The sequence below is a fragment of the Streptomyces sp. TSRI0107 genome (genome assembly GCF_001905845.1).
Taxonomy (GTDB): domain Bacteria; phylum Actinomycetota; class Actinomycetes; order Streptomycetales; family Streptomycetaceae; genus Streptomyces.
The window spans coordinates 75,220-89,099 of sequence record NZ_LIVZ01000010.1 but is presented as its reverse complement, the minus strand read 5'-3'; the positions used below and the strand labels follow the sequence as shown (position 1 = coordinate 89,099).

Here is a 13,880-nt window from a genome sequence, read left to right as displayed (position 1 = left end):
TCCCGTACAACCGTTCGCGGTTCCGGGTGGTCCTGTTCGGCGATATCTGATCAAGCTGTCGCCGAACAGGACCGAAGGACCCATGAAACCAGCCAGACGTGCCACGGCCACCGCCCTGGTACTCGCCACGGCGGGCGGAGTGCTCACCACGGTCGCGAGCCCCGCCGCCGCGACCACCGACTGCGCCTCCCCCGTCTTCAAGCGCCAGTTCTTCGCGAACACCACTTTCTCCGGCACTCCGAAGAAAACGGACTGCGACAGCGCGATCGACCAGAACTGGGGAACGGGCGCACCGGTCTCCGGCGTCCCGTCGAACAACTTCGGCGTCCGCTGGACCCTCACCCGCGACTTCGGCTCCGGCGGACCCTTCACGTTCACCGCCTCCGCCCAGGACGGCATACGCGTCTACCTCGACGGCACCCGCAAGGTCGACCTGTGGAAGAACGTGTCGACGACCGCCAAACAGACCGTCAACGTCACCATCCCCTCCGGCAAACACACCCTGCGCGTCGACTTCGTCAACTGGACCGGCACCGCGAACGTCAAGTTCGCCTACACCCCCCGCACCTCCGCCACCGTCGACAAGGTCAAGCCCCTCACACCCACCGGCGGCACCGTCACCTACGACAACGCCACCGGCAAAGCCAAGCTCACCTGGTCCAAGAACAAGGAAATGGACCTCGCGAACTACCGCGTCTACCGACGGCTCAAGGGCGCGTCCTACCCCGCCACCCCGCTCGCGACGACCACCGCCACCTCCTACACCGACTCCACCCTGCCCAAGACCGGCGCCTCCTACTACTACGAGGTCCGCGCCGCCGACAAGGCCGGCAACGAGTCGGGCGGGTCCGCCGACCAGCTCGTCACCACCATCGACAAGACGCCGCCCGCCGCGCCGTTCGTCGAGTGGGACGCGTGCCCGCCCGACCAGCCCTACGCGGCCCCGCAGCTGGTCACCACCGCGGCGAACGCCGCCGACATCGCCTGGTACGAGATGCAGCGGCTCGACGCCGCCACGAACACCTGGAGCACCGTCTACTCCGGCGCCAAGGGCGCGATCTGCGACACCGGGTACCCGGCCGACGGCAGCAAGGTCACCTACCGGGGCCGGGCCCGGGACGCCGCCGGGAACTGGTCGGCGTACTCGGCCGCCACGACGTTCACCACCCCCGACCTGACCCCGCCGGCCCCCGTCACGGACGTCCGCGTCGAGTACCGGGAGGGCGTTCCGCACCTGGTCTGGTCGCCCGTCACCGGGGCCGCCTCCTACCGGGTCGTCCAGTACGACCCGGCGACCGGCGGTCATGTCGACGCGCTGCCCGGCGGGGGCACCACCACGGAGACCGACGTGGTGCCGCGCCAGGTGGCCGCCGTCGCCGACGGCTACCGGTACGCGGTGCGCTCGGTGGACGCCAAGGGCAACGCCGCCAAGCCGGTGGAGATCACGCTGAAGATGGCCGACCGGCCGGAGGCGATCCCCGCGTTCAAGACCACCGCCTACAGGTTCGGCGAAGGCGTGATGGTCTCCTGGAGCAGCGTCGACCCGTGGATCATCGACGAGGGGCCCTTCCCCAGGTACAGGATCGTCCGCACCGACCCGGCGACCGGCGAGAGCGCCGTCGTGGACCAGTGCAAGCCGAACTCCTCGTACGACAAGCCGCTGGAGGCCCCGGCCGTCTACGTGACGTGGGCGGACGACGACGCCCCCTACGCCGCCCGCAAGCAGATCAACGGCACCTGCTGGGACGTCCAGGGCAAGTCGGAGACGACGTACGAGTACCGCGTCGTGACCGTCGACCCGTACGGGAAGGAGTCGCAGCCCGGCCCGGCCGCCACGGCGACCACGCCGGACACCGTGCGCCCGGCACCGGTCGAGAACCTGGCCGCGGAGCACATCCCGCTCGGCGTCCGCCTGACCTGGACCCCGCCGGCCGCCGACGACGACGTCACCGGCTACCACGTGTGGCAGGGCGTCAAGGACCCGGACAGCGGTGAGACGGTCTGGGAGGAGAACTGCTGGAGGAGCAGCTCCATGGCCGCCACCGAGATCATCTGCCCGACGGTCCCCGACGGCGCCGCCCACGTGTACAAGGTGGCCGCCAGCGACGGCCGGCTCCAGTACGACGACGAGCCGATCGACGTCCTGCACCCCGCCGAGATCTCGGTGACGCTGCCCGACACCCGGCCGCCGGGCTGGACCGCGACCGACGTCACCGAGGACCAGTACCCGGAGCTCTACGTCCGCTGCGGGCAGACCATCTACGACATGCCCTGCGAGAACTACACGGACTACCGCTGGGAGAAGTGGGACCCGGCCGCCGGGACGTGGACCCTGTTCGCCACGGGCAAGGTCGACGACCCGCAGTTCCACATGGACCGGACGGTGCACGAGGACCGGCTCGGCCTGTACTACTACCGGGCGGTCTACATCGACCCGGAGGGCAACGAGAAGGTCGTCCAGGAGAACGCCTACGGCATCTGGGACGACTGGCTCTGACCGGACGCGAGAACGGACACGAACCGACCCGTCGCGAGACGGAAGAGGGGCCCGGAGGAACGTATCCTCCGGGCCCCTCGACGCGTTCGCCGCCCGTTCAGTCCGACTGCTGCTGGCGCTTCGGCCGCCACACCACCAGCGCGCTGGTCTGCTGGACCTCCTGGTACGGGACCAGGTCGCGCCGGTACGACGCGTGCACCGCGGCCTCCCGCTGGCGCATGGCCGCCGCCGCGCCGTCGAGCGCGGACTGCAGCTCGGCGACCCGGGCCTGCAGGGCCGCGACCTGGTTCTCCAGTTCGATGATGCGCTTGATGCCGGCCAGGTTGATGCCCTCGTCCTGCGACAGCTGCTGCACCTGGCGGAGCAGTTCGATGTCGCGGGCCGAGTAGCGGCGGCCCCGGCCCGCGGTGCGGTCCGGGGAGACCAGGCCCAGGCGGTCGTACTGGCGCAGCGTCTGCGGGTGCAGGCCGGAGAGCTGGGCCGCCACCGAGATGACGTAGACCGGGGTTTCGTCGGTCAGTTCATACGGATTGCGTCGACGGCCGTCCATCAGACTCATGCTCCCTTCGCGGCCTGGAACAGCTCCGCCCGCGGGTCCTCGCCCGCGGTCGCCTCGCGATACGCCTCGAGTGCGTCACGAGCCTTCCCCGACAACTCCGTCGGGACACTCACCTCCACGGTGACCAGCAGATCCCCGTGCGTCCCGTCCTTGCGGACCGCGCCCTTGCCCCGCGCCCGCATGGTGCGCCCGTTGGGCGTGCCCGGGGGCAGCTTCAGGGTGACGGCCGGGCCGCCCAGGGTCGGCACCCGCACCTCGCCGCCGAGCGCCGCCTCCGCGAAGGTCACGGGGACGGTGACGGTGAGGTTGTCGCCCTTGCGGCCGAACACCGGGTGGTCCTTGACGTGCACGACCACGTACAGGTCGCCCGCCGGGCCGCCGCGCTCGCCCGGCGCGCCCTTGCCGCGCAGCCGGATCCGCTGGCCGTCGCTCACCCCGGCCGGGATGCGCACCTGCATGGTGCGGGACGACTGCGCCCGGCCGCTGCCCTTGCAGACCTCGCAGGGGTGCTCCGCGATCAGACCGCGGCCCTTGCAGTCCGGGCACGGGTCGGTGAGTGAGAAGCCGCCGCCGGAGCCGCGCGCCACCTGGCCGGTGCCGACGCAGGTCGGGCACACGCGCGGTGTGCCGTTCGTGTCGCCGGTGCCGGAACAGGCCTTGCACGGTGCCTGCGAGGACATCCGCAGCGGGACGGTGGCGCCCTCGATCGCCTCGATGAAGCTCAGGGTGACCTCGGACTCGATGTCCTGGCCGCGCCGGGGCTGGGTGCGCGTGGTGCCCGGCCCGCCCCGGTTGAACAGGCCGCCGAAGACATCGCCGAGACCGCCGCCGAAGCCGCCGCCCCCGCCGCCGCCCTGGGCGCCGCCGAAGAGGTCGCCCAGGTCGAAGTTGAACGATCCGCCGCCGGCGCCGGGGCCGGGCCGGAAGCCGCCGTTGCCGAAGAGGGCGCGGGCCTCGTCGTACTCCTTGCGCTTCTTGGGGTCGCCGAGGACGTCGTTCGCCTCGGAGATCTCCTTGAAGCGTTCCTCGGCCTTGGCGTTGCCCTTGTTGGCGTCCGGGTGGAACTCGCGGGCGAGCTTCCGGTACGCCTTCTTGATCTCGGCCTCGGTGGCGTCCTTGGGGACGCCGAGGACCTTGTAGTAGTCCTTCTCGATGAAGTCCTTGGTGCTCATCCCCGACGTCCCTCCTCTCCTGCGTGCGTTATAACGTCAGCCCTCCTCCGGGCCACCGTTCTCCTTGTCGTCGGCCTTCTCCGCGCCCGCGCCGGACTCGGAGTTCTCGGCCTTGACCGTCTGCGTGCCCGGCTGGGGCTCGGCGACGGCGACCCGCGCGGGGCGGATGGTGCGCTCGCCGATGCGATACCCCGGCTGGAGGATCGCGACGCAGGTCGTCTCCGTGACGTCCGGCGCGTACGAGTGCATCAGGGCCTCGTGGATCGTCGGGTCGAAGGGCTCGCCCTCCTTGCCGAACTGCTGCAGGCCCATCTTGGCCGCCACGGTCTCCAGCGACTCCGCCACCGACTTGAAGCCGCCGACGAGTTCGCCGTGCTCCCGCGCGCGCCCGATGTCGTCGAGGACGGGCAGGAGCTCGGTCAGGAGGTTCGCGACGGCGATCTCCTTGACCGCGATCCGGTCGCGCTCGACCCGGCGGCGGTAGTTCTGGTACTCGGCCTGGAGCCGCTGGAGGTCGGCGGTGCGCTCGCCGAGCGCGGTGCGCACCTGGTCCAGCTGGGCCACCAGACCCGCGTTCTCGTTCGCGTCCCCGGCCGGGGCCGCCCCCTCCTCCGAGGAGGAGGCGGCCTTCGGCTCGGCGTCGTCAGGGGTGGCGCCGGAGGGGACGTCGGGCTTCTCCTCGAAGCCCGGGGTCTCCTCCGTCACGCGGCACCGTCCTTGCGCTCGTCGTCGACGATCTCGGCGTCGACCACGTCGTCGTCGGCCTTGGGCTGCTCGGCGCCGCCCGGGGCCGCCTGCGAGGCCTGGGCGTCGGCGTACATGGCCTGGCCCAGCTTCTGGGAGACGGCCGCGACCTTCTCCGTGGCGGTGCGGATCTCGGCGGTGTCCTCGCCCTTGAGCTTCTCCTTCAGCTCGGCGACGGCGGCCTCGACCTCGGTCTTGATCTCGCCGGGGACCTTGTCCTCGTTGTCCTTGAGGAACTTCTCGGTCTGGTAGACGAGCTGCTCGCCCTGGTTGCGGGTCTCGGCGGCCTCGCGGCGCTTGTGGTCCTCCTCCGCGTACCGCTCGGCCTCCTCGCGCATGCGGTCGACCTCGTCCTTCGGCAGCGAGGAGCCGCCGGTGACGGTCATCTTCTGCTCCTTGCCCGTGCCCAGGTCCTTCGCGGTCACGTGCATGATGCCGTTGGCGTCGATGTCGAAGGAGACCTCGATCTGCGGGACGCCGCGCGGCGCCGGCGGCAGACCGGTCAGCTCGAACATGCCGAGCTTCTTGTTGTACGCCGCGATCTCGCGCTCGCCCTGGTAGACCTGGATCTGCACGGACGGCTGGTTGTCCTCGGCGGTGGTGAAGATCTCGGACCGCTTGGTCGGGATCGTCGTGTTCCGCTCGATGAGCTTGGTCATGATGCCGCCCTTGGTCTCGATGCCGAGGGACAGCGGGGTCACGTCGAGGAGCAGGACGTCCTTGACCTCACCCTTGAGGACACCGGCCTGGAGCGAGGCGCCGATGGCGACGACCTCGTCCGGGTTCACACCCTTGTTGGCCTCCTTACCGCCGGTCAGCTCCTTGACGAGCTCGGCGACGGCGGGCATACGGGTCGAGCCGCCGACGAGGACGACGTGGTCGATCTCGCTGAGGGAGATGCCGGCGTCCTTGATGACGTTGTGGAACGGCGTCTTGCAGCGCTCCAGCAGGTCCGCGGTCAGCTGCTGGAACTGGGCGCGGGTCAGCTTCTCGTCGAGGTGCAGGGGGCCCTCGGCGGAGGCGGTGATGTAGGGGAGGTTGATCGAGGTCTCGGAGGACGAGGACAGCTCGATCTTCGCCTTCTCGGCGGCCTCGCGCAGGCGCTGGAGCGCCATCTTGTCCTTGGAGAGGTCCACGCCGTGACCGGACTGGAACTGCTTGACCAGGTAGTCGACGACGCGCTGGTCCCAGTCGTCACCACCGAGGTGGTTGTCACCGTTGGTGGCCTTCACCTCGACGACGCCGTCGCCGATCTCCAGCAGCGAGACGTCGAACGTACCGCCACCGAGGTCGAAGACCAGGATGATCTGCTCGTCCTTGTCGAGGCCGTACGCCAGGGCGGCGGCCGTCGGCTCGTTGACGATGCGCAGCACGTTCAGACCGGCGATCTCGCCGGCCTCCTTGGTGGCCTGGCGCTCGGCGTCGTTGAAGTACGCCGGGACGGTGATGACCGCGTCGGTCACCTTCTCGCCCAGGTAGGCCTCGGCGTCCCGCTTCAGCTTCTGCAGCACGAAGGCGCTGATCTGCTGCGGGTTGAAGGGCTTGCCGTCGAGCTCGATCTTCCAGTCGGTGCCCATGTGGCGCTTGACCGACCGGATGGTCCTGTCGACGTTGGTGACGGCCTGGCGCTTGGCCACCTCGCCGACCAGCACCTCGCCGTTCTTGGCGAAGGCGACGACGGACGGCGTGGTCCTGGCGCCCTCGGCGTTGGTGATGACGGTGGGCTCGCCGCCCTCCAGAACGCTGACGACGGAGTTAGTCGTGCCCAGGTCGATGCCGACCGCACGTGCCATGGTTGATTCCTCCAGCTGACTTGAGTGGAACAGGCTCAAGTGTGCACGACGACCCCCGCCGGGTCAACAGACCTGAGCCGAGTCGGCTCAACTCTTATCCGCCGCTTACACGCAAGAGTGAGCGCACGGCACCGGAGGCCGTGACGGCAGCGGACGGGAGCGGAAGGGAGGGGACGTGCGGGGCGGCAAATGCACTGCTTTGATACGAGTAACACCATCGGCGGGCGGAACACTTCCCCACGTTGCTGAGGCAACCCTGAGCGATTCAGATCACCTGGCGCCCGGCTACAGTGCGGCGGAAGATACGGGTAGTCTCAGACGGACTGCATAAGCTACCGCTCAGTAACCCTCGCAGGCCCGAGGAGCCCCCAATGCAACTCGCCGCGATCATCGTGTCGCTGGTCCTGACCGTGGTCGGTGTTGCGCTGCTCGCACGCGCAATCGGCCAGTTCGTCAGGTACTTCAAGCTGGGCCAGCCGGTTCCGGCAGGTACCCGGACGGACAATCCCTACCAGCGCAGCGTGACCCTGGTCCGCGAGTTCCTGGGGCACACCCGGATGAACCGCTGGGGCATCGTCGGTGTCGCCCACTGGTTCGTGGCCATCGGCTTCCTGACGCTGCCGCCGACCATCGTCACCGCGTACGGCCAGCTCTTCCAGGCCGACTGGACGCTTCCGGTCATCGGCGGCTTCCTGCCGTACGAGATGTACATCGAGTTCATCGGCTCGATGACGGTCCTCGGCATCGCCGTGCTGATGGTGATCCGCCTGCTGAACCTGCCGTCCCGGCCGGGCCGCAAGTCCCGCTTCGCCGGTTCGAAGATGGGCCAGGCGTACTTCGTCGAGTGGGTCATCCTCACCATCGGCCTCGCCATCTACGTGCTGCGGGGCCTCGAAGGCGCCCTGCACCACGTGGACCACTACGAGGCCGCGTACTTCGCCTCGTACCCGCTGATCCTCGCCCTGAAGGGCCTGAGCGTCGCGACGCTGCAGAACCTCGTCTACCTGTTCGCGATGATCAAGCTGAGCACGACCATGATCTGGATGATCACGGTCTCGCTCAACACCAACATGGGTGTGGCCTGGCACCGCTTCCTGGCCTTCCCGAACATCTGGTTCAAGCGCAACGCGACGGGCGAGACCGCGCTGGGCGGCCTCCAGCCCATGACGTCCGGCGGCAAGCCGATCAACTTCGAGGACCCGGGCGACGACGACGTCTTCGGCGTCTCCCAGGTCGAGCAGTTCTCCTGGAAGGGCCTGCTCGACTTCTCCACCTGCACCGAGTGCGGCCGCTGCCAGTCGCAGTGCCCCGCCTGGAACACGGGCAAGCCGCTCTCGCCGAAGCTGCTGATCATGTCCCTCCGGGACCACGCCCACGCCAAGGCCCCGTACCTGCTGGCCGGCGGCGGCAAGACCATGGAGGGCGAGGAGAAGGCCTCCGAGGAGCAGCTGGCCGGCGTCCCCGCCGCCGCTCTCGCCGAGGCCGAGCGCCCGCTGATCGGCACCGCCGAGGAGAACGGCGTCATCGACCCGGACGTCCTGTGGTCCTGCACCACCTGCGGCGCCTGCGTCGAGCAGTGCCCGGTCGACATCGAGCACATCGACCACATCGTCGACATGCGCCGCTACCAGGTCATGATCGAGTCCGCGTTCCCGTCCGAGGCGGGCACGATGCTCAAGAACCTGGAGAAGAAGGGCAACCCCTGGGGCCTGGCGAAGAAGCAGCGCCTGGAGTGGACCAAGGAGGTCGACTTCGAGGTCCCGGTCGTCGGCAAGGACATCGAGGACCTCTCCGAGGTCGAGTACCTGTACTGGGTCGGCTGCGCCGGCGCCCTCGAGGACCGCGCCAAGAAGACCACGAAGGCCTTCGCCGAGCTCCTCCACATCGCGGGCGTGAAGTTCGCGATCATGGGCGGGGACGAGAAGTGCACGGGTGACTCCGCCCGCCGCCTGGGCAACGAGCCGTTGTTCCAGGAACTGGGCATGGAGAACGTGATGGCCCTGAACACGGCGTTCGGCGAGGAGCTGGACGACGAGGGCAAGGTCGTCCCGGAGTCCGCGAAGCCGAAGTCGGCGAAGAAGATCGTCGCCACCTGCCCGCACTGCCTCAACACCCTCGGCAACGAGTACCCGCAGCTCGGCGGCGACTACGAGGTCATCCACCACACCCAGCTGCTCCAGCACCTGGTCGACGAGGGCAAGCTGATCCCCGTCACCCCGGTCGAGGGCATCATCACCTACCACGACCCGTGCTACCTGGGCCGCCACAACAAGATCTACACGCCCCCGCGCGAGATCATCGGCAAGGTCCCCGGCCTGCGCAACGAGGAGATGCACCGCCACAAGGAGCGGGGCTTCTGCTGCGGCGCCGGCGGCGCGCGGATGTGGATGGAAGAGCGCATCGGCAAGCGCATCAACAACGAGCGCGTCGACGAGGCCCTGTCGGTCAACCCCGACATCGTCTCCACCGCCTGCCCGTTCTGCCTGGTCATGCTGACCGACTCCGTCAACGGCAAGAAGAACGACGGCAAGGCCAAGGAGTCCATCCAGGTCGTCGACGTCGCCCAGCTCCTGCTGGACTCCGTCAAGACCCCGGTGGACCCGGAGGGCTCGGCGGAGACGGAGAGCACGCCGGAGCCGGAGCCGGTGAAGTAACCGTCCCGTTCGGTACGGCCTACGCCCCCATGTCCGTTGCGGATGTGGGGGCGTCGCCGTTCGCCCCACCGGAGCCGCCGTCTACGCCTCGAAACCGGGTTCGCCACCGTCGCCACGGCTGATCAGCGAACTCACGGGCCGTACTGCCTCGCAGGGCCGCACCGCTGCCCTCGACTCTCAGCGATGCGCAGAGCGTCACTCAGGGCCTCGGTCAGGCACTCGGCGAGGTAGCGCAGTTCGCCTGCCGGAGCTGCCGGAAGCAGGGCGTGCGCGTGGCCGAGGAGCTGGTTTCCCATACCGAGCCGAAGCTGCTTCAGGCCAGGCCTGCGCGGCCTTCGGCTCGGGCCGTTCGCCGTCCGCTTCCATCAGGCCACCTCCACGCGATGGGCCCGGTGCGACCCCAGCGACACCACCAGGTAAGGGCGTACGGCCACGGTGGCAGCGCCGTCGATGGTTAAGTCCAGGCCGTACGGGCTGCGGTGAGGAGGAAGCGGGGCCGGCTCGAAGAGCGGAGCAGGTGCCGTGGGGAGTGGTGTGACCGCCGGGCGGTGAGCCTCGCGAGGCTCGGCCAGTAGGCCCGCCCACACCGCCAGTCGACGAAGAAGGTCAGTCATGTCATCAGTTCCGATCGGGTCGCTGATGGCCTGGGAACACCCAACACCGAGACCGTATCGCTATTCGCGAATAGCAGCAAGGTACTCCTGGAGACCGAGAGCAGCCAGTCGCTTACCGTGTAAAGCGGCAAGGTCCATGCCGTCGCCACGCCAGGGGAGGACACCATGAGCACCAGCGGGTGGGTCAGCACCTCGATGCCGTACCTCATGCCGCGCGAGCAGGGGCAGGGCGACGCATGGGGCGCGGACGCGGCCGCACAAGGGCGCCGTGGCACCCAGCGCATCCTCCACGCCGGAGAGGTGCCCGCACCGGCCGAGGTGGCGCGGCTGTTCGGGATCCAGGAGGGCGAGCCGGTCGTCGTACGTCGCCGCCTGATCCTCCTCGACGACGAACCGAACGAACTGACCGACACCTACTACCCCGTCGACATCGCCCGGGGGACCGCCTTGTCCGGGACGGCCAGGATCAAGGGCGGAGCCATCACCCTGCTCACCCGGCTCGGCCACGTCGGCACACTGGTCCGTGAGGACGTGACGGCCGGAATCCCGAGCGAGGAAGAGAAGGACGCTCTCAGGACTGACCAGGGAGAACCAGTCCTACGGCTCACCAGGCTCACCCTCGATCGCGAAAACCGGCCGATCCAGGTGGACCGTATGGTGATGCCCGCGCAGCGACAGCGCCTGCGCTACGAGATCAGGATCGGATGACCGTGCCCAAGGCCGAACCGGACGCCCACGACCGTCGCTCGCTGCACGAACGCATCGCGGCCGACCTGCGCGACGACATCATGAGCGGCGAACTGCCGCCGGGCGCCAACGTGCCATCCACCACTCAGCTGAGGACCCGCTTCGAAGCGTCGAACGCGACAGTCCAGAAGGCACTGCAACTCCTCAAGGAAGAGGGCTTGGTGGTCGGTCGCGCGGGCGCGGCTGTGACGGTCCGTGAGCATCGCCAACGCACAATCCGCCCCGCCGCGTCCCTGACCCCGCCCACCACCGACGCGACATACCCCTGGCTCACCGAAGCGGCCAAGCACGGTGCCGACGCGCGCATCTCCCTCCTGGAAGTGGCCGAGACCCGCCCGCCGGCAGACGTACGCACCGCTCTCGGCCTCACCGACGAAGGCGTGGCCCTGGTCCGCAGCCAGCTCATCCTCATCGACGACGAACCGGCCGAGCTGGTCAAGTCGTACTACCCCTTGGACATCGCCCGTGGCACACCTCTGATAGACCGGCGGCGGATCAAGGGCGGCACCCCGGCCCTGCTGACGGACCTCGGCCATCCACCTCGCCGAAGCGTCGACCGCGTCTCGGCCCGCGTCCCCACCCAGGAACAGTTCCACGCCCTGCGCCTGCCCGGAAACCTGCCCGTCCTGTGCACCCTCCGCGTCGTCTACACGGACGACGACCGCCCTGTCGAGGCAACGTCCATGGTGAAGGCGGGACACCTCTACGAGTTGCAGTACGAGTTCGCACCCGAGTGAACTGGGCTCCTGGCTATTCCTGCAGACGGCCTGAGGACAGTGTCCGTCGAGTACTAAAGTTTCGACGTGCATTGAGTGTGCGGCGCGTCACACACGGAGCAACGAGCGGCGCCGAGTGGCAGGCGATCCGTGTCTGACGTGTGCCAGTGGGGTGGGGGTTATGTATCAATTGACCAAGGGTGGCAACGTAGGTCTGGCCACCCTCAGCGAAAGCGTCGAGTCCGTGATCGTGAGTCTCGACTGGACCAGCCCGACGGGTGAGGGTGACGCAGACGTCTCCGTGCTGCTGCTGAACGCGGACGGCAAAGTACGCAGTGACGCCGATTTCTACTTCTACAACAACCCGGTCGCCGCTGACGGAAGCGTGCAGCTGCTGGGGAAGGCCCCCACTGGGAGCGGCAATCAGGATCGGATCAGTTTCGACCTGACGGCGATTCCAGAGGACATCGACCGCATCGTGGTGGCCGCGAGCCGGTACGGCGGAGCACACTTCGGAGAACTGGACGACCTGCAGCTGACCTTGGCCGACAGCTCCGGCGAGAGCCTGCTCAGGTTCGCCATCGAGGATGCCGACGCGGTCAGTGCGTTCATCTTCGGGGAGCTGTACCGCCGCAGCGGAGAATGGAAGCTCCGGGCCGTCGGACAGGGCTACGACGCAGGTCTGGCCGGCCTGGCCACCGACTTCGGCGTCGACATCGAGGACGATGCCGCCGACGCGGAACTGGACAGCGCCAATAGCGAACCACAGGCGGAGCCAACAGCTGCGTCCGTGAGAGAACACAAACCGGCGGCACTGGAGGCTGTCCCGGCACCCAGACGGCCCGACACTGAGACGGAACCGAGGAAGGCACCTTCACGGCCGCGCACCGCCAAAAAGAAGGTCACCCTGCCGAAGGTGACCAAGAAGTCCTTGGCGGAGAACGACTCCTGGAAGGAGGCCAGGCTCTTTCCGGTCTCCGCGCTCAAGAGCGACCGAGATCGGGAGATGCGTGCGACCTCCGTGCTGCTGTCGGTGATGGCGCAGATTCCGGAACTCGGCAGGAGACTCACCGCCGCGTTCGGTGCGCCGGCCGGTCGCATGGAGACTTTCGCCGAGGTCTCCCTTCCGCATGGTGACACGCCTCGCCGACCGGACGGCGTGATCAGGGTCGAGAGAGCAGGCAAGCTGTGGACGGCACTGGTCGAGACCAAGACCAACGGGAACGCCCTGAAAGCCGAGCAAGTGCAGGCGTACATGGACATCGCCGCACGCAGGGGCTACGAGGCCGTCATCACATTGTCGAACGACGTCGCGTTGGAAGGCAGTCCGCTGGTCGACGTCAGAATCGACGGCCGCCGCAAACACAAGGTGGCGCTATGGCATCTGTCCTGGGCGGAAGTGGCCCATCAAGCGCAGATGCTGATCCGGCACGAAGGTGTGGGCAACGCGGCTCACGCCTGGCTGCTCCAGGAGCTTCTGCACTACCTCCAGCATGAGAATTCCGGGTGCCACGGATTTCAGAACATGGGTGCGGCGTGGGTGCCGGTCCGCAACGGCATCGACGACGAGACCCTCTGCCAGGGCGACCCACGGGCCCTGGACGTAGTGGAGAACTGGGAACGGCTGATCCGCCAGGTCTGTCTCAGGCTCGGTGGCGAACTGGGCCAGAAGGTTCTGCCGGTCAACCGGTCCAAGCGCGGAGTCGACCCCGCGACCCGGCGAGCCGGCCTGGCCGATCAGCTCTGCCTGGAAGGAAAGCTGCAGGCGGAACTACGCATCGACAGCACACCCGGCGTGCTCGCCATCACCGCCGACCTCCGTACCGGAAAACTTCGCACTTCGATCGATATCCCGGCACCGACGCAGGGCTACCCCCTGACCTGGGCGAAACGACTCGTCCGGCGTCTCGCCGAAGCTCCCGCCGACCTGCACATCGAAACGCTGGTCGAAGGCGAGGCGGGCGGGCCACGGGGCACGTTGGAACGGCTGCGCCCAGAACCGGGAGACATGCTGCCCAAGAACGGTGCACAGATCGCCGGCTTCCGCCTGTCCCTCTTCAAGGGCATGGGCAGCAGCCGCGGCAACGCCGAGTCGGGCTTCATCCGCAGTGTCGACGACGCCGTGCACCGGTTCTACGCCACGGTCGTGGCCCATCTGGAGAGCCCGGCGCCTCGACGAGCATCGTCAGCGGAAGCATCTGGCACGGCTTGAGATCTCATCGGAACGAAAGCGCCTCGCCCGGCTCTGATCACGTTGCGCCGGGCGAACCGCTCCAGCTCACACCGGCCCACGCATCACCGCGGGCAGCGGCGCCCGCGGCGGGCAAGCCCTCGGTGAGCAGTGGGCACTCGGGCACGGCCGAGGGGTGGGGCCAGGGCCAGCC

The 13,880-nt window shown here is 68.5% G+C and carries 9 protein-coding genes; 5 read left to right on the top strand and 4 right to left on the bottom strand.

Features of this window, described 5'->3' with window-relative positions; all coding sequences use genetic code 11:
* Window positions 1-82: 82 nt before the first annotated feature.
* Window positions 83-2,497, top strand: a complete 2,415-nt coding sequence (locus tag AMK31_RS26260; RefSeq protein ID WP_073943126.1) for a PA14 domain-containing protein — start codon at window positions 83-85, stop codon at window positions 2,495-2,497.
* 97 nt (window positions 2,498-2,594) lie between these two features.
* Here the strand turns inward: AMK31_RS26260 and AMK31_RS26255 are convergent, their stop codons facing one another.
* From AMK31_RS26255 to dnaK, 4 genes are read right to left on the bottom strand one after another with little or no spacing between them, the layout of a single operon-like run.
* Entirely contained in the window at window positions 2,595-3,047 is a 453-nt protein-coding gene (locus AMK31_RS26255; RefSeq protein ID WP_073943125.1) for a heat shock protein transcriptional repressor HspR, read from the bottom strand.
* Window positions 3,048-3,052: 5 nt separating this feature from the next.
* Complete coding sequence (dnaJ, locus tag AMK31_RS26250; RefSeq protein ID WP_073943124.1) at window positions 3,053-4,228, bottom strand: molecular chaperone DnaJ; 1,176 nt, start codon at window positions 4,226-4,228, stop codon at window positions 3,053-3,055.
* 36 nt (window positions 4,229-4,264) lie between these two features.
* Window positions 4,265-4,933, bottom strand: a complete 669-nt coding sequence (grpE, locus tag AMK31_RS26245; protein WP_073943123.1) for a nucleotide exchange factor GrpE — start codon at window positions 4,931-4,933, stop codon at window positions 4,265-4,267.
* The gene (gene dnaK / locus AMK31_RS26240) at window positions 4,930-6,765 is read right to left on the bottom strand and encodes a molecular chaperone DnaK (RefSeq protein ID WP_073943122.1); all 1,836 of its coding nucleotides are present in this window, start codon (window positions 6,763-6,765) and stop codon (window positions 4,930-4,932) included. Before dnaK ends, grpE begins: the two co-directional genes overlap by 4 nt.
* A gap of 371 nt (window positions 6,766-7,136) precedes the next feature.
* On the opposite strand from dnaK, the gene AMK31_RS26235 reads away from it, so the two are divergent.
* The 4 genes from AMK31_RS26235 (at window position 7,137) to AMK31_RS26215 (ending at window position 13,708) form a co-directional block, all read left to right on the top strand.
* A complete protein-coding gene (locus AMK31_RS26235) occupies window positions 7,137-9,419 on the top strand; it encodes a (Fe-S)-binding protein (protein ID WP_073943121.1) in 2,283 nt (760 codons plus the stop codon).
* A 779-nt stretch (window positions 9,420-10,198) separates the two neighbouring features.
* Window positions 10,199-10,741 (top strand): GntR family transcriptional regulator, encoded by a 543-nt coding sequence (locus tag AMK31_RS26225; RefSeq protein WP_073943120.1) that lies wholly within the window; start codon window positions 10,199-10,201, stop codon window positions 10,739-10,741.
* On the top strand, window positions 10,738-11,517 hold the full coding sequence (locus AMK31_RS26220) for a GntR family transcriptional regulator (RefSeq protein ID WP_073943119.1): 780 nt from the start codon (window positions 10,738-10,740) through the stop codon (window positions 11,515-11,517). The genes AMK31_RS26225 and AMK31_RS26220 overlap by 4 nt, the downstream gene beginning before the upstream one ends.
* 160 nt (window positions 11,518-11,677) lie before the next feature.
* Window positions 11,678-13,708, top strand: coding sequence for a TerD family protein (locus tag AMK31_RS26215; RefSeq protein ID WP_073943118.1), 2,031 nt, complete (start codon window positions 11,678-11,680; stop codon window positions 13,706-13,708).
* The last annotated feature ends 172 nt before the right edge of the window (window positions 13,709-13,880 follow it).